Annotated in this window: 14 protein-coding genes; 5 read left to right on the forward strand and 9 right to left on the reverse strand. The window is 67.8% G+C overall.

Features of this window, described 5'->3' with window-relative positions:
- Positions 1-4: 4 nt before the first annotated feature.
- The 3 genes from ACZ50J_RS17905 to rsmI all read right to left on the reverse strand — a co-directional run bounded on the left by ACZ50J_RS17905 (position 5) and on the right by rsmI (position 2613).
- Complete coding sequence (locus ACZ50J_RS17905; protein ID WP_464298511.1) at positions 5-238, reverse strand: YlcI/YnfO family protein; 234 nt, start codon at positions 236-238, stop codon at positions 5-7.
- A gap of 106 nt (positions 239-344) precedes the next feature.
- Positions 345-1796, reverse strand: a complete 1452-nt coding sequence (locus tag ACZ50J_RS17910) for a DUF2079 domain-containing protein (RefSeq protein ID WP_464298512.1) — start codon at positions 1794-1796, stop codon at positions 345-347.
- Positions 1771-2613 (reverse strand): 16S rRNA (cytidine(1402)-2'-O)-methyltransferase, encoded by an 843-nt coding sequence (rsmI, locus tag ACZ50J_RS17915; protein ID WP_464298513.1) that lies wholly within the window; start codon positions 2611-2613, stop codon positions 1771-1773. The genes ACZ50J_RS17910 and rsmI overlap by 26 nt, the downstream gene beginning before the upstream one ends.
- A gap of 102 nt (positions 2614-2715) precedes the next feature.
- Here rsmI and ACZ50J_RS17920 point away from each other — a divergent pair, with 102 nt between their 5' ends.
- Positions 2716-4380, forward strand: a complete 1665-nt coding sequence (locus ACZ50J_RS17920) for a dolichyl-phosphate-mannose--protein mannosyltransferase (RefSeq protein WP_464298514.1) — start codon at positions 2716-2718, stop codon at positions 4378-4380.
- On the opposite strand, the gene ACZ50J_RS17925 is transcribed toward ACZ50J_RS17920, so the two are convergent.
- Positions 4381-4965, reverse strand: coding sequence for a hypothetical protein (locus ACZ50J_RS17925; protein WP_464298515.1), 585 nt, complete (start codon positions 4963-4965; stop codon positions 4381-4383).
- Positions 4966-5135: 170 nt separating this feature from the next.
- Here ACZ50J_RS17925 and ACZ50J_RS17930 point away from each other — a divergent pair, with 170 nt between their 5' ends.
- Entirely contained in the window at positions 5136-5702 is a 567-nt protein-coding gene (locus ACZ50J_RS17930) for a TetR/AcrR family transcriptional regulator (RefSeq protein WP_464298516.1), read from the forward strand.
- An 18-nt stretch (positions 5703-5720) separates the two neighbouring features.
- On the opposite strand, the gene ACZ50J_RS17935 is transcribed toward ACZ50J_RS17930, so the two are convergent.
- Together ACZ50J_RS17935 and ACZ50J_RS17940 are read right to left on the reverse strand one after the other, a co-directional pair.
- Positions 5721-7358: a PH domain-containing protein gene (locus ACZ50J_RS17935; RefSeq protein ID WP_464298517.1), complete on the reverse strand. Its 1638-nt coding sequence runs from the start codon at positions 7356-7358 to the stop codon at positions 5721-5723.
- Complete coding sequence (locus ACZ50J_RS17940; RefSeq protein WP_464298518.1) at positions 7355-7837, reverse strand: PH domain-containing protein; 483 nt, start codon at positions 7835-7837, stop codon at positions 7355-7357. Before ACZ50J_RS17940 ends, ACZ50J_RS17935 begins: the two co-directional genes overlap by 4 nt.
- Positions 7838-8138: 301 nt before the next feature.
- Between ACZ50J_RS17940 and ACZ50J_RS17945 the strand changes: the two genes are divergently transcribed.
- The 3 genes from ACZ50J_RS17945 to ACZ50J_RS17955 all read left to right on the forward strand — a co-directional run bounded on the left by ACZ50J_RS17945 (position 8139) and on the right by ACZ50J_RS17955 (position 11921).
- Positions 8139-9854, forward strand: coding sequence for a M4 family metallopeptidase (locus ACZ50J_RS17945; protein WP_464298519.1), 1716 nt, complete (start codon positions 8139-8141; stop codon positions 9852-9854).
- A gap of 262 nt (positions 9855-10116) precedes the next feature.
- Positions 10117-10497, forward strand: coding sequence for a DUF488 domain-containing protein (locus tag ACZ50J_RS17950; protein ID WP_464298520.1), 381 nt, complete (start codon positions 10117-10119; stop codon positions 10495-10497).
- Between the two features lie 191 nt (positions 10498-10688).
- Positions 10689-11921 carry a S53 family peptidase gene (locus ACZ50J_RS17955; RefSeq protein WP_464298521.1) on the forward strand — a complete coding sequence of 411 codons (1233 nt, stop codon included), beginning with the start codon at positions 10689-10691 and terminating at the stop codon, positions 11919-11921.
- Between the two features lie 74 nt (positions 11922-11995).
- Here the strand turns inward: ACZ50J_RS17955 and ACZ50J_RS17960 are convergent, their stop codons facing one another.
- Genes ACZ50J_RS17960 through ACZ50J_RS17970 form a run of 3 tightly spaced genes read right to left on the reverse strand, consistent with a single transcriptional unit; the run spans position 11996 to position 15410 of the window.
- Positions 11996-13588: a hypothetical protein gene (locus ACZ50J_RS17960; protein WP_464298522.1), complete on the reverse strand. Its 1593-nt coding sequence runs from the start codon at positions 13586-13588 to the stop codon at positions 11996-11998.
- A complete protein-coding gene (locus ACZ50J_RS17965) occupies positions 13588-14568 on the reverse strand; it encodes an ABC transporter ATP-binding protein (protein WP_464298523.1) in 981 nt (326 codons plus the stop codon). Before ACZ50J_RS17965 ends, ACZ50J_RS17960 begins: the two co-directional genes overlap by 1 nt.
- Positions 14565-15410, reverse strand: a complete 846-nt coding sequence (locus ACZ50J_RS17970) for a helix-turn-helix domain-containing protein (protein ID WP_464298524.1) — start codon at positions 15408-15410, stop codon at positions 14565-14567. The genes ACZ50J_RS17965 and ACZ50J_RS17970 overlap by 4 nt, the downstream gene beginning before the upstream one ends.
- Between the last annotated feature and the right edge of the window lie 13 nt (positions 15411-15423).

Consider the following 15423-nt stretch of genomic DNA (forward strand, 5'->3'; position numbering starts at 1 on the left):
CCGATCAGTCCTCAACTACGACGTTCCCGTGAGCCCACTCGACAAGGTCGTCGAGGTCGTCCGCCGTGCCCTGAGCGCGAAGTATTCGGGCGTCCTGCTCAGCGACCAGTCGGCGCATCTCGCGTTCCACTGCCGACGCGACGAGTGCAGCTCGGCTCGGCGCCCTGCCGTCGGCCACGCTTTGGTCCAGGAAGGCAACCATGTCGTCCGGAAGACGGACTGCGATCTGCGTGCTCATGCGCGCCCCCTCGTCCCTCGGGCCTCGACATTCGCCCTGCGCCCGTTTTGTCGCTCGCTCATACGAGTCAGCATACCTCAGTGAATCCCATAATGGGATGCATTCGTCAACAGGTGGGCGTCACGCGCTGCCGATGCGGGAGCTGCACGAGCGTGACGGTGCCGCGGCGCCATACCTGCGCGGCGTCGTTGACGAGCTTCTCGCGGGCACAGACCGGCACCTGGTAGGTCCATTTGGGCTTGCTGGTGAACATCACGTAGTCGACCGAGGGGTGCTGATCGGGACGCAGTGAATACGCGTCGTATGCCGGGACGAGGTAGGCCCCGACGTCGGCCTGGGTTGCGACCCGCGCGTCCTTGGGCAGGTGATCCGCTGCGAGCGAGCGGATGTTCGTGACGACGGGAGCGGTGCGGAAGAGCGAGCCCGGTGCGACCGATCGGTCGGCCATCTCGGAGACGGCCAGGCCGAAACCGGCGAGGATCGCGACGCCGACCGCTGCCTTCTCCCAGAGCTGCAACGCTGGTTTCGATACGGGCTCGTTCCTCGCCCTACTCAACCCGCGTTGTGAGACGACGTCGACGAAGGCCAGCAGGCCGATCGGCCAGAGGATGACGTCGTAGTGGAAGTCCAGCGCCCAGTAGTGGATGTTCGAGGACACCGCCCGCCACAGCAGTGTCGGCATGGCGAGCACGGTCAGCTTCGAGCGGACACCGATGACGAGCGCCAGCACGACATACATCAGCACCGGCAACAGGCGCTGCGGGCTGAGGCTGTGGTCCTCCGGGACCGGCAGCTTGTTGCTGTTGCCGATGCCGAAGTAGGCCAGGTAGCCGGTGCCGCTGCCGGGCGCGAACGCACCGATCACCAGCATCGCCGTGATCACACCCGCGACGCCGATCCCGGCCAGGATCAGCGGACGGCGCCATCCGTCACCGCGATACATCCACCACCAGCAGAAGCCGGCGGCGAAGACCGTCAGCCCGAGATCCTCCTTGGTGAGCACCAGCCAGACCGACGCGGCAACCGCCCAGCCGAACCGGTGCTGCAACAGCGCAATACACAGCACTACCAAGCCGATTACGGCATACGCGACCTCGTGCACGTCGAACATCGCGGTCGTCAGGACGGCCCGCGAGAAGATCCCGACGACGGCTACCAGGACCGCGATCCGCCAGCCGGCCCGACGACGTGCGTAGCCGACCATCACGCCGAGTGCGGCGCCGAGCAGCACCGACTGGGTGATCAGCAGGGCGGGCGGCGTCGGCCAGATCCGCCAGATCACGCCCCAGGTCGCGAGCAGCGGACTGAAGTGGTCACCGAGCAGGGACAGGTTGCGGATGTGCGACACCGGCCAATGCCCCCGCGACCAGGCGTCGGCGCCCTGCGCGAAGATCCCCAGGTCGTAGTTCGCGCTGTTCCCGGCGTTCCACCGTCCCAGCGCCAGCACCGCGAAGAACACGGTCGCGACGAGTCCGGAGATAGCCCCCAGCGTCCATGCGGGTCGGCGAGCGTCAGCCGTGTCCGTCATGGGGTCAACGCGCAACGACTGCTGCGTCATACAGAGCCTTCTTGGACAGTCCGGTCTGCTCGGCGATCTCGGCGCACACCGTCTTGAGCCGCTCACCGCCCGCAACCCGCTGCTGTATGGCGGGCAGCACGTCCTCGATCGAGGTCGTGACGGCGGGTGCACCACTGACCACCACGGTGATCTCGCCGCGGGCGCCTTCGACGGCCCACTGCGCGAGCGCGGCCAGCCCGTCGCGCCGGACCTCCTCATAGGTCTTGGTGAGTTCGCGGCACACCGCCGCGACCCGGTCGTCCCCGAACGCCTCGGCCATCGCCGCCAGCATCTCGGCGAGCCGGTGCGGCGCCTCGAAGAAGACCATCGTGCGGTGCTCGGTCGCCAGGTCGGCCAGCCGTCGGGCCCGCTCCCCGGCCTTGCGCGGCAGGAAGCCCTCGAAGCAGAACCGGTCGCTCGGCAGGCCGGACACCGCGAGCGCCATCAGCACCGCGGACGGACCGGGCACGCAGGTCACCCGAACGCCCTCCTCGACGCAGGCGTTGGACAGCCGATAGCCAGGGTCGGACACGGACGGCATACCGGCGTCGGTGACCAGCACGACGCGAGCGCCACCGCGGAGCTGCTCGAGCAGCTCCGGGGTGCGGGACCGTTCGTTGTGCTCGTGGTAGCTGGTGATCCGGCCCCGCGGCGTGACCTCGAGCTCGTCCAGCAGGCGACGCAGCCGGCGGGTGTCCTCGGCGGCGATCACGTCGGCCCCGGCGAGCTCGGTCGCCAGCCGCGGCGCGGCGTCCCGCGGGTCTCCGATCGGCGTCGCAGCCAGCACCAGCACTCCGCCAATCTGCGCCTCAGCCATGGTCCGCAGTCTGGCACGCGCGGCGGCATACCCCCATCGATACCCCGATGCGTAGCTTCCTCGGTTACTGTGACCCCGCGGCCGACGGAAAGGGGACTTCGCGTGACGGTCACGTTGGCACGGGAGACCGACGACGCCACCGCCGGCGATCCCGTATCCGACCGCAGGGCCGTCCTGCGCCGACGTCTGCTCGGCGCGCCGCGCACGGCCGAGGCGAAGCTCTGGGCCTTCCTCGGGCCGGCGATCGTCACCGTCATCGGTGGCGTGCTGCGCTTCTGGAACGTCGGCCGTCCGCACCAGCTGATCTTTGACGAGACCTATTACGTCAAAGAGGGCTGGTCGATGTTCCTCTACGGCTTCGAGCACAAGCAGGACAAGTCGACCGGCATCACCAACAACCCGGACGGGTTGTTCACCATGGGCGACCCGCACGTGTTCGGGTCCAACCCCGACTTCGTGGTGCATCCGCCGCTCGGCAAGTGGTTCATCGGGATCGGCGAGAAGCTGTTCGGCATCGACTCGTCGTTCGGCTGGCGGTTCGCGGTCGCCTTCTTCGGCACCCTCGGCATCTACCTGGTCGGCCGGGCCGCCTGGCATCTCTTCCGGTCGCCGGTCCTCGCGACGCTCGCCTCGATCCTGTTGTGCTTCGAGGGCACCGAGTTCGTCATGTCGCGGACCTCGATCCTCGACATCATGGTCATGTTCTGGGCACTGGCGGCGTTCACGGCGCTCCTTGCCGACCGGACCCGCACCCGCCGGATCCTCGCCGACAAGGTCGCGGCGATGCAGGTCGCCGGCACCTGGGAGAAGTCGTCCCTGGCCGGCCCGTGGCTGGGCTGGCGCCCGTGGCGCTGGGTGGCCGGAGTGTGCATCGGCATCGACATCGGCACCAAGTGGTCGGGGCTGTACTTCCTGGCGGCCTTCGGCCTGATGACCTGCTTCTGGGATCTCGGCGCGCGCCGAGCGGTCGGCGTACGTCGCTACTGGTCGGCGACCTTCCTGAAGGACGCGCTGCCCGCCTGCGTCAGCGTGCTGCTGGTCTCGATCGCGGTCTACCTGGCCAGCTGGTTCGGCTGGATCGCCAGCGACGACGCCTACGACCGGCAGTGGGCCGCCACCAACCCCGCGAACCAGAACTCCGGCTTCTCGCCGGACAGTTCACTCTTCGCCTGGATGCCGGACTGGCTGCGCTCGCTGTGGGAATACAACTCGCAGATGTTCACGTCGGCCTCGGACATCACGTCGTTCCATCCCTACATGTCCAACCCCTGGTCCTGGTCGCTGCAGACCCGGCCCACGTCGTTCTTCTACGAAGGACCGAAGAAGGGCGACCCGGGCTGCGACGTCGCACAGTGCAGCAAGGCGATCACCTCACTCGGCACGGTCAGCATCTGGTGGCTCGGCACCATCGCCCTCGTCGTGCTCGTCTTCTACTGGTTGCTGCGTCGCGACTGGCGGGCCGGCGGCATCCTGGTCGGCGTCGCGGCCGGCTGGCTGCCGTGGTTCCTCTACCAGGACCGCACGATCTTCACGTTCTATTCGGTCGCGTTCGCGCCATACATGGTGCTGGCGTGTGTGTTCGTCCTCGGCCTACTGCTCGCCCGGCCCGGTGCCAGTGAGCAACGCGTGATGATCGGCAAGGCCGCAGTGGGCGGGTTCACCATCCTGACCGTCGGGCTGTTCATCTTCTTCTGGCCGATCTGGACCGGTCAGGTCATTCCGTACAGCCACTGGCAGTGGCGCATGTGGCTGCCGAGCTGGGTCTGATCACTTCGCCCGTCGGGTATGACGGTGCAGTCGGATCGCCGACACCAGGAAGAAGATCCCACCGAGGGTCGCGTACCCGGCGAGGTTCCTGAGGGACGGGTCGGCCGCGCCGGCACCCGCGACGAACCCGGCACCGGCGACGACGGAGATGCCGCCGCTGAGCATCATCGCCACCTGACCGCCCATCCGTCGCCGGCCGATCGCGACGACCAGTTGCACGATGCCGGCGGCGATCGCCCACGCACCCCAGACACGCAGGACGGCGGGAACGCCGGACGTCACGGCCACGGCCACCCCGATCGCGGCAGCCGCGCTGAGTGCCATGTTGAGACCCAACGGCGCACGACGCCCCGGGTCGGCCGACGCACGAAGATCGACGACGGCCGCGACCAGGTCGACGAGCGGATAGACAAGCAGCAGAACGCTGCTCGCCGGGTTGATCGTCGACGCGGTGACCGCGAACAGCACCGCCCAGAGGATCGCGAAACCGAATCGGACGGCATACAGGTTGCGAAGCGGGACGGCACCCGATTCAGGGGTGTCGCTCTGCGCGCGGGTGGGCTCATTGCTGACGGAAGTGGACATGGGTCTCCTCTTTCTGGGTTGGCGGTGCAGGCTCGGCCGGGCCGCTGCGGCAGCACGTCCCCCGCAAGTAGAACGATCGGTCTCTTCCAGAGTGGCCGGACAGTTCGGCGTTGTCAAGACCGATCGTTCTGTCTGCTAATCTCGGAGGCCGCCGACGAAGGAGCCCAGGTATGTCGGAAGCACGCGCACGGCTGCTCAGCACGGCCGGCGAACTCTTCTACGCCGAAGGTCTGCACTCGGTGGGAGTCGATCGGATCATCAGCAGCGCACCGGTCACCCGCGCCACCTTCTACCGCCACTTCCCGAGCAAGGACGACCTGGTCGTGGCCTACCTGACCGAGGCGGATCAGGCGATCCGGGCCCAGGTCGGCGCGGTGCGGGCCGACGCGTCGTCACCCGACGAGGTCATTCGCGGAGTCGCCGAGACCATCACCGACGGCATTCGCAGCAAGGGATTCCGTGGCTGCGCCTTCCTCAATGCCGCAGCGGAGTACCCCGACCCGCAGCACGCGGTCCACCGGGCGGTCCTGACGCACCGCGACTGGTTCCTGAGCACCGTCACCGAACTCTTCGCGGACGCCGAGGAGATCGACCCGGGGCCGGCCGCCCGACACTTCGTCATGCTGCGCGACGGCGCAATGAGCGCCGGCTGCCTCACCGACCCCGAGGCGGTCTGCGACACCTTCCGTCGCGGTGTCGAGGGTCTGCTCAGCTACCGAACCCACCGGAACGGCTGAGCGCCCGAGCCACAGCAGTCAGCGCAGGAACTGCTCCACGTGGCCGGGCACGATCTGGCTCGCGAGCTTGCCGACCTGGTCCTCCGGCAGGTCCAGCACCGGGTAGTCCTTGTTCCCGGCTGCCGTCGCCAGACTCACCGTCGCCACACCGGCACGGCGCTGGAAGAAGGACCGTCGCACCGTGACCCCCACGGCTCCGCGGCGCTCGATCACGTTGGTGGACAAACCGATCGAGCCGGACCGGGTGATGAGGAAGCGGTCGGTGACCGCATGTCCGAGCCAGTGGGCCCGGCTGCGGCCGAGCAGCACCCCGCCGATGATCGGCAGCACCGCGCAGACCGCGAGGACCGGAAGATCCCAGATCGCGGCGGCGACGACGAGAGCGGCGGCCGGCACCACGGCGCACCCGACCGCACGCGTGTAACGGCGCCGCGTCGCGGCGACACCATGTGCCTGCATCGGCACGATGAGGGCGTTCTGCCCGAGCACCACGTCCGCTGTCGCGTCGACGACGGACGCCGGCGACGGCGGCGTCAGCATCGTGCTCATCCCACGCCCGTCCTCCTTGACACCCGTCGTGATCGCCGACAGGCGTGCTCCCCCGACCCAACGCAACGGCACCGGCCGGTGGACCTCGACCCCGCGCAGCCGGCGGATCTCGAGGGACGTCGCCCGGGTGGTGAGCAGGCCGCGCGAGACGTGATAGGTCACCCCGCGCCCATCGCGGGTCAGCCGAAAACCGTGGAACGCCAACAGATAACCAAGTAGTGCGAGGACAGTCACCACGACGAGCGCGCCGACCAGGACCGCCAGCACGGCCACCATCACGCCGAGTGCGGCGAGGCGGTTCACTGTGCCGTTGATCAGGCCGCCCTCACCCCAGCCCAGACCCGACTCGTTGAGGAACTGCGAGCCGACACCGACGATGGCAAGTGCTGCGACCAGCCCGGCCGGGCCGAACGGTGCATACCTGATCCATGACGGATTCAGTTGGTAGACAACAGCTTCTGAGGTGTATGCCGCCGTGTCTGGCGTCCCTGCACCGGTGCCGCCGGACGACGCACGAGACACCTCTGCACCGTCCGCCGCCGGACCGTCTGTCGCTGCACTGTCCGGCGCCGCACCGTCCGTCGTTGCGCCAGCAGCGCGGTGCAGCAGATCGCCGCGCAGCGCCGCCGCCTCCGCACTGGTCAGGCCATCCAGCTTCAACGTCTTCTCACCGGCGCCGGTGCCGATGCGCACCTCGGCCAGGCCGAGCGCCCGATGCATCACCGACGCGGTGACGTCGACCGACCGAACACGATCGATCGGTGCCGACACCGTCGTCGTGCTCAGCAACCCGTGCCGCAACTGCACCTGATCAGCGGTGAACCGATAGCGGGTGGTGAACCAACGCAGCACACCGAAGGCGATCGCTCCGCCCGCCGCGAGCAGACCCCACCAGTTCTGGCCGCCGGTCGAACCGGCGACGACGACCGCAACCAGTGCGGGCAGGAAGCGGATGAGTTCCTTGACCGGATGGATCAGCAGCATCCGCGTGCTGAGTCGACGCCAGTGGCCGCCGGCGATTGATTCCTCCCGGACCGCACCCTCCCCAGGGGAGACTTCGGCACGGCTGCCCTCGGGTTGTCCGCTGTCACCATGAGACTGGCTCATGTCGCGTCGCCGTCGCTCGCCGCGGTGACGATGGTCAGGTCATGCACGATCCGTTCGGCGACGTCGGCATCCAGACCCTCGATCCGCAGTTCGCCCTTGGCCGAAGCGGTGGTCACGGTCACCGAGCTGAGCCGGAAGAGCCTTTCGAGCACGCCGCGATCGGTGTCGACGGTCTGCACCCGGGAGATCGGTGCGATGCGCTGCTCGATCGTCAGCAGCCCGCGCTGGGTGTAGACCGCGTCGTCGGTCACTTCCCAACGGTGAATGCGATAGCGCAGCGCCGGCGTGATCACCACGCCGAGAACGAAAACGACTGCAATCACTGCGATTCCGAGCACGATCCACAGACCGGACGGGTCCGCGAGGAACCAGGTGACCGCCCCGGCGACGATCAGCACGGCACTGAGGATGCCGCCCTGCACCGCCCACATCGTGCGCGTGCGAGAAGACACCAGTTCCGTCGGAGGGCGGAGATCCATGCACAGACCTTCTCACGGGAACAGGCCCGGAACCGCAACGGTCGGGCGCCGTACAACCGCCCTGCTTCCCGGCAGCGTGACCTGGACGACGAATCTCTTTTGTTTGCAAGGTTTCGCCAAATTTTCCGCATGCCGGGGGTAAGTCACTCCCATGGACTCCGTATGGGGAGCTTCAATCTTGACCAATTCTTCGTCAGTGGCCTCCCACCGGGCCCTGCGGTCTGCCCATAGTTCTGGCGCAAGTCCAACCCCGGGCTTGCATCAGTCACGTACGACGTGACCTTGGATGGAATGGATGTATATGCGAGTCAACAAGACAGCAATGCTCTTCGGCATCGCCGCTGTGTCGACGAGTTGTGTCATCGGCACCACCTCCGCGAACGCTGCGACGGCACCGTCAGCCGTTCACCGCGCCACCGGAGTCAGCAACAGCCAGGTGGTGAGCTCCTTCCTGAGTTCGCACCCCACGTCGATCGCCTCGTCGGCGAGCGACAAATACCAGCTGGTCGCCACGACCACCAGTGCGGACGGCACGTCGCACTTCCGCTACCAGCGGACCTACGAGGGACTGCCGGTCGTCGGCGGTGACTTCGTCGTCCACGCCAAGGGCGGCAAGGTCGTCGGCCAGTCCGGCGACCAGCGCAACGCGATCTCCGTCTCGACCGCCCCGAAGGTGTCCGCCGCTGCCTCTCGCACTCGGGCGATCGGCGGCGCGCACGTCTACAACGCTGCGGGTGCCACGTCCGCGAAGCTCGTCGTCGACGCCACCGGTGCCAAGCCGGTGCTCGCTTGGATGACCGTCGTCACCGGCGTCCAGGCCGACGGCGTCACGCCCAGTCACAAGGCCGTGCTCGTCAACGCCCAGACCGGCAAGACCATCCGTTCCTCGGAGATGGTGAAGTCCCTCATGTCGGCGCAGACCTCCAAGAAGGCCATGGCGCGCAACGGAGTTCGCAACTCCGCGGCACTGACCACCAAGGCGCCGAAGAGTCTGAAGACCGTCAGCTGGTCCTCGGTCGGCAAGGGCCGCGGGCACACCAAGGGCGTGGCCGCCGACGCCACCGGCAAGTCGCTGACCCTCGGCGACGTGACCTTCGCGACCACCCAGGGCAGCAGCGGCTACGAGATGACCGACCCGAACCACGGCGGCAACTCGGCTTGCGACATGCACAACTCGGAGTCCGGCAGCTGCGACCTGTTCACCGACGACGACAACGCGTGGGGCAACGGCAGCAACGACGACCGGGCGACGGCCGCCACGGACGTCTATTACGGCGCCGCGATGACCTGGGACTACTACAACAAGGCGTTCGGCCGTAACGGCATCTTCGACGACGGCAAGGGCGTGCCGTCACGTGTCCACTACGGCACCGGTTACGTCAACGCCTTCTGGGACGGTCAGCAGATGACGTATGGCGACGGCGAGGGCGACAACGCACCACTCGTCGCGATCGACGTGGCCGGCCACGAGATGTCTCACGGTGTCTCGGAGGCACTGGCGAACCTCGGGTACGACGGCGACGTCGGCGGCATCAACGAGGCCAACAGCGACGTCTTCGGCACCATGGTCGAGTTCGAGGCCAACAGCTCCGTGGACACGCCCGACTTCACCATCGGCGAGACGATCAACATCAACGGCGACGGCACGCCGCTGCGCTACATGGACGAGCCCAGCAAGGACGGCGCCTCGCTCGACTGCTGGTCGTCCGCCACTCAGAACGAGGACCCGCACTACACCTCCGGTGTCGGCAACCACGCGTTCTTCCTGCTGGCCAACGGCAGCGGCAAGTCCGAGTGGGGCGACAGCCCCACCTGTGACAACTCCACCGTCACCGGCATCGGCAAGGACAAGGCCGCGAACATCTGGTACAACGCGCTCAAGGACTACGGCACCTCCGACATGTCGTATGCCGAACTGCGCGCCGGCATGATCAAATCCGCTGACTCGCTCTACGGAGCGGACAGCACCGAGTCCAAGGCCGTGGCAGCGGCCTGGAGCGCGGTCAGCGTCAGCTGACCGCAACACGCTGCGCGCCTCGGGGTCGCGTAGCGCAGACGAACCCCTCCGGCGGGTCCCCTCCCCTCCAACCGGAGGGGTTCGTCATACCCACACGCTGATCGAGCTGCGATGCGGGGACGAGCTGCGTCCACCGCTGGTCGAGTAGCGGTGAGGGACGAGCCGCGTCCACCGCTGGTCGAGTAGCGGTGAGGGACGAGCCGCGTATCGAGACCCCCGAGACTGATTGCACTGCAACGGATTCCTCCCCATCATGGGTCCCATGAGCGACAACACGGTCCGGGTCCGCAGGGTGTATGACGCGCCCGAGCCGGCGGACGGCAGGCGCGTCCTGGTCGACCGGTTGTGGCCGCGCGGGCTGAGCAAGGACAAGGCCGCCCTCGACGAATGGTGCAAGCAGGTGGCGCCGTCGACCGAGCTGCGCACGTGGTACACCCACGACGTGGACAAGTACGGCGAGTTCGCCGCCCGATACCGCGCCGAGCTGGACGACCCGGAGCGTGCGCAAGCACTCGCCGAGCTGCGCGCGCACGCCGCCTCGGGCGCCCTGACGCTGCTGACCGCGGCGAAGCGCAGTGACTTCAGTCACGCAACGGTGCTGGCCGAAATCCTCTCCACGCCAACGGGTTCGGCGGTTTCCTGAGAGCCGGCTGGGACTCCGGTCAACCCTGAGTCAAGGTTGTTCCAGGAGATCGCCAGGGCTATTGCACCACTGCCCGGTGGTGTCCAAGACTCAGCCGTCGCCGAGAGGACGATCCTGCTCGGCACATCCCTGAGGAATGCGCTCCGATGGAGTGCATGCCTCCTGTGCTTGTTCTGATCCGAGGAGTACACATGCGCAAGTTTTCCTTGCTCGCCGCCGTCAGCCTGGCGGCATCCGCCGGCGCACTCGGCAGCGTCGTTCCGGCCGCCCATGCCGCAGCAGGACACGGTGCCGACGTGCACGCCGTGCACTCGTGTGCCACGGCAGCCGCAGGGTCGGCCGCGTGCGACGCGGTCCACCTGACGAACGGCGCCGGCGCGAACGTGAGCAGCAGCGGCCGGGTGCAGCCGGCAGCCGCCTCGAACGGCAAGCCGGTCAAGCCCACCTCGATCTCGGGCAAGACTCCGACCGACATCCAGAGCGCCTACAAGCTGACCGGGCTGAAGTCGGGCGGCCGCACGGTCGCGATCGTCGATGCCTACGGCTACCCGAACGCCGAGCGTGATCTCGGCGTCTACCGGGCGCAGTTCGGCCTGTCGTCCTGCACCAAGGCCAACGGATGCCTGACCGTGATGAGCCAGACGGGCAGCACCTCCAGCCTCCCGCGCACCGACGTCGGCTGGTCACAGGAGCAGGCGCTGGACCTGGACGCCGTGTCGGCTGCCTGCCCGGACTGCAAAATCGTTCTCGTGCAAGCGAAGTCGGCGTCGTTCGCCGACCTCGGAGCCGCAGTGAACCAGGCCGCCAAGGTGTCCGGGGTCGTTGCGATCTCCAACTCGTACGGCGGCGGTGACGCACCGGACTCGACCTACGGCAGCTACTACAATCACCCGGGCATCGCGGTGACCGCGTCGACCGGTGACGACGGCTACCAGGGCGCGAGCTTCCCGGCGTCCTCGCACTACGTCACGGCAGTGGGCGGCACCTCGCTCTCCGCCGCATCGAACTCGCGTGGTTGGACCGAATCCGCTTGGAGTGGCGCGGGATCCGGCTGCAGCACGTCGAACGCAGCACCGTCCGGGCAGAACTCCGCGGTGACGCACTGCTCGGGTCGTGCCATGGCCGACGTCTCCGCGGTCGCCGACCCGAACACCGGCCTCGCCGTCTACGCGCCGACCTCGAGCCAGTCCTCGTCGTGGGCGCAGTACGGCGGCACCTCGCTGTCGTCCCCGCTCGTCGCGTCCGTCTACGCGTTGTCCGGCAACACCAGCGGCTACGCCAACACCAAGCCCTACGCGAACCCGTCGGCGCTCTTCGACGTCACGACCGGTAGCAACGGCAGCAACCAGTACTGGTCGAAGGCCGGCACCGGCTGGGACGGCCCGACCGGACTCGGCACGCCGAACGGCACCGCTGCGTTCTGATCGGCGCGTCCTGCGCATGACTCGGGAGGATCCCCGTCGGGCACACCGCCCGGCGGGGATCCTTGTATGACGCCTCAGTTCGGGACCAGGTCCCGCGCCCCGCGCCACCAGGCGCCGACAGCAGCAGAGGCGACGAAGCACCCCAGCAGCAGGACCGCACCAACAGTCGGTGCCGCCCCATCGGCGTAGTTCGGGACGTGCGCGAACACCCCGGTGTGTTCGAGCCAGCCAGGAGCGTGCAGCACGGAGCCCATGAAGACCAGCACCGCGGATCCGACGACCGGCACCCAGGCGAGGACACTCCACTGCCGCCGAATCCCGATGCACAGCGCGGCAATTCCGACGAGTGCCAGCTCGGCCGGCCATTGTCCGACGATGTACGCGAAGCTTCGGCCCGCTCCGCCGGGTAATTGACTGAGTGCCACCGACGAACCGACACCGCCGGCCACCAGCAACATCGCGAGCGACCCGGTCGCGGCGACGACGACCTGCGCGAGGAGTGGGCGACGGCGATGCGAACCGGTCGCCACGAGGTTCTCCAGGGTCCCGTCCGCTTCGGCGGACGCGCTGCCGAGCACCGTCAGCACCGCGTAGCAGCCGACCAGCAGACCGATCATCACGCCGGCGAACGAGAAGAACACCGCATCCAGGTGCTGCTGGCCGGTCAGTTGTCGCATCAGCTTGGCGGTGGACTCGTCACTGGTGAGCAGATCGATCAGGCTGCCGCTCATCCCACCGAAGAGTGCGGCGACGGCCGTCACCACCACCGTCCATTCCAGCCAACGGGCGCGTTCCAGGTGCCAGGTGAATGCCAGCATCGAGTGCACCCGCAGCCGGTCGTCGGAGGAGGCCCGGGAGTGCAGGGGCGCCGCGGCATACTCGCGATCGCGCCCGGCCCGCCATACGAGCGCACCCATCAGCCCACAGACCGCGGCGAAGACCACGAGTGCCCACCACCGATCGTGGGTGTATGGCGCCTCGGCATCGAGCCATGCCAACGGGCTGACCCACCGAAGCGAGCTGATGCCGTGCACATTGGCGATCGCTCGTATGGCGAAAGCGGCTGCCAGTGCTGCAAATCCAAGCAGTTTGGCAAGTCCGGAACTATCGGCGAGCTCCCCGGCGAGCAGACCGGCCAGACCGAAGAAGAGCCCGCTGCACGCGGTGACAGCGCCGAGTCCGAGCGCGCCCCGCCAGGTCAGCTCGTCGACGAACGGAGTCTCGACGAGCAGCACGACAGCCACCAACGCGCCGAGTCCGACCATGACGACGGTGATCGCCGAGAGCGCCGCACGCAGTCGGGACGACGCCCGGTAGCCGCACGCCTGCACCAGCTCGGCAGTGCCGGAATCCTCCGCGCCACGACCGAAACTCACCCCGAGCAGGAGCGCGAGCACCGCCGTCGCGATGACCAGGTAGGTGCCCATCTCCCAGGTCACCAATTGCCCGATCGTGCCCGGTTCCGGCAGCGGGCCGTAGAGCAGTCGCGTCGCGGCATTGCTGCCCATGCTGCTGATCAGATGCTCCCGCTGATCCAGCCGCGGGTAGGTCGCGGCATACGACGGCGCGACGATCGTGAGCAGCGCCAGCAGCGGGATCGCCCAGGCGAGGATGCGACGGCGATGCGTGCGCAGTGCCACCCGCGCCGGACCAATGTGCCGGCTCATCACGGCCCCACCTTGTAGTGGCGCAGGAACAGGTCCTCCAGGCTCGCCGGCGTGCAGCGGACGTCACGCGGATGCGCGGTCAGCAGACACTGCAGCACCGCGTCGATGTGCTCCTCGGGCACACTCGCTTCCAGCCGAACCATGTTGTCCTGCACAGATTTTCGCTCCACGGAAGCACCATCCAGCACGTGCTCGACGGAGGCGGCGACGCTGTCGGCGGCGTCCCCCGACACCACTGCGCTGACCGTCGACGCCGCCAGGTGCCGCAACTGCGACAGCTCTCCCGTCTCCACGAGCCGACCATCCTTGATGATCGTCACCGCGTCGCAGAGTTGCTCGACCTCACCGAGGATGTGACTGGAGAGCAAGACCGTCCGGCCGTCCGCGACCGCACGTTCGACGCACTCCCCGAAAGTTCGCTCCATCAGGGGATCCAGCCCGGAGGTCGGCTCGTCGAGGATGAGCAACCGCGTCCGTGCGGCGAAGGCTGCGACCAGGATGACCTTCTGCCGATTTCCCTTGGAGTAGGTACGGATTCGCTTGCTCGGATCCAGCGCGAAGGCCTCGATCAGTTCGCGTTCACGGGCCTCGTCGTAGTCGCCACCCGCGGCCCGGCGCAGCCCGGCCAGTACGTCGAGCGCCTGCCGGCCGGTGAGTGTCGGCCAGAGCGCGACGTCGCCCGCGACATACGAGACGTCCTTGTTGATCGTCGCAGTCTCGGTGGCCGGGTCCCTGTCGAGCACCCGGACGTCGCCGGCGTCCCGCCGGTAGAGCCCGAGCAGGACACGGATCGTGGTGGTCTTGCCGGCGCCGTTGGGTCCGAGGAAGCCGTGGACGGTGCCGCGGCCGACCTGCAGGTCGAGGCCGTCGACGGCCCGGAAACGACCGAAGGTCTTGGTCAGTCCGTGCACGGCGATGACGTCGCCCGTTGCCGGCGCATCCATCTCCCGAGGACGTTCCCGGGTGGTCGTACTGCTCATGACGTCACTCCTTGCGATGTGTCGAGCACCGGGTCGTGTTGCCGCAGACCGGCCACGAGAGCCGCCTGGAAGCGTTCCTGCAGTGCTTTGGGGAAGAGTTCGGTGGTCGCGTATCCGACGTATTCACTGGAGCTGTAGGACGCCTGCTCCAACAGGGCCATCGTCTGGTCCGTCGACAAACCCAGCGAAGCAACGAATTCTGCTGCGTGCGTTGCCATTTCGTCGACGCGGCGATCTATCTCGTCGGCCGACAGCGAGGACATCTCGCGGTCCAGGTCCCGGAACTCGGCGAAGAGCGGCAGGATCAGATCAAGCTGCTTCTCGGTGAGCCGCTCGGCAAGGTCAACCACCATTGGCGGCAATTCGCCGCTGTAACAAGCGAATTCGACTACCTGCCGCTCCGCGTTGATCATCGCTGCGATGTCATCGTCGCCCGCTCGCGAGATCAACTGTTCGTACATCCGATGCACCGGTCGCGGCATCGGCGACACCGGCCCGCCGTCGGCGGTCGTACGCAGCAGCCGGATCAACTGATCCCGCTGGCTCCTCAGCTGCTCGAGACGCTCGTCGACACCGGCCAGGGCGATCGCCAGGTCGGTGCGTATGGCGGCGAGTTCGTCCGGGTCGTCGGCGGACTGTTCCTCGAGCATCGACCGCACGACTGCCAGTGGCACCCCTGAGTCGACCAGCCAACGGATCCGCAGCAGGCGGGCGAGGTGCGCCATACCGTAGTCGCGCACGCTGCCGCGCTGCGCCGGCACCGACAGCAGGCCGATCTGGTGGTAGTAGCGGATCGTCCGCACCGTGGTGTCGGTCAGATCCGCCAGCTCTTTGACGCGCATGCTTCGATCATTG

This window comes from Flexivirga sp. G2 (assembly GCF_055397625.1).

What these genes read in the sequence shown, in the direction of transcription:
- ACZ50J_RS17905 (WP_464298511.1), bottom strand. Translation starts at nt 238, where the DNA reads ATGAGCACGCAGATCGCAGTCCGTCTTCCGGACGACATGGTTGCCTTC.
- ACZ50J_RS17910 (WP_464298512.1), bottom strand. Translation starts at nt 1,796, where the DNA reads ATGACGCAGCAGTCGTTGCGCGTTGACCCCATGACGGACACGGCTGAC.
- rsmI (WP_464298513.1), bottom strand. Translation starts at nt 2,613, where the DNA reads ATGGCTGAGGCGCAGATTGGCGGAGTGCTGGTGCTGGCTGCGACGCCG.
- ACZ50J_RS17925 (WP_464298515.1), bottom strand. Translation starts at nt 4,965, where the DNA reads ATGTCCACTTCCGTCAGCAATGAGCCCACCCGCGCGCAGAGCGACACC.
- ACZ50J_RS17930 (WP_464298516.1), top strand. Translation starts at nt 5,136, where the DNA reads ATGTCGGAAGCACGCGCACGGCTGCTCAGCACGGCCGGCGAACTCTTC.
- ACZ50J_RS17935 (WP_464298517.1), bottom strand. Translation starts at nt 7,358, where the DNA reads ATGAGCCAGTCTCATGGTGACAGCGGACAACCCGAGGGCAGCCGTGCC.
- ACZ50J_RS17940 (WP_464298518.1), bottom strand. Translation starts at nt 7,837, where the DNA reads ATGGATCTCCGCCCTCCGACGGAACTGGTGTCTTCTCGCACGCGCACG.
- ACZ50J_RS17945 (WP_464298519.1), top strand. Translation starts at nt 8,139, where the DNA reads ATGCGAGTCAACAAGACAGCAATGCTCTTCGGCATCGCCGCTGTGTCG.
- ACZ50J_RS17950 (WP_464298520.1), top strand. Translation starts at nt 10,117, where the DNA reads ATGAGCGACAACACGGTCCGGGTCCGCAGGGTGTATGACGCGCCCGAG.
- ACZ50J_RS17955 (WP_464298521.1), top strand. Translation starts at nt 10,689, where the DNA reads ATGCGCAAGTTTTCCTTGCTCGCCGCCGTCAGCCTGGCGGCATCCGCC.
- ACZ50J_RS17960 (WP_464298522.1), bottom strand. Translation starts at nt 13,588, where the DNA reads ATGAGCCGGCACATTGGTCCGGCGCGGGTGGCACTGCGCACGCATCGC.
- ACZ50J_RS17965 (WP_464298523.1), bottom strand. Translation starts at nt 14,568, where the DNA reads ATGAGCAGTACGACCACCCGGGAACGTCCTCGGGAGATGGATGCGCCG.
- ACZ50J_RS17970 (WP_464298524.1), bottom strand. Translation starts at nt 15,410, where the DNA reads ATGCGCGTCAAAGAGCTGGCGGATCTGACCGACACCACGGTGCGGACG.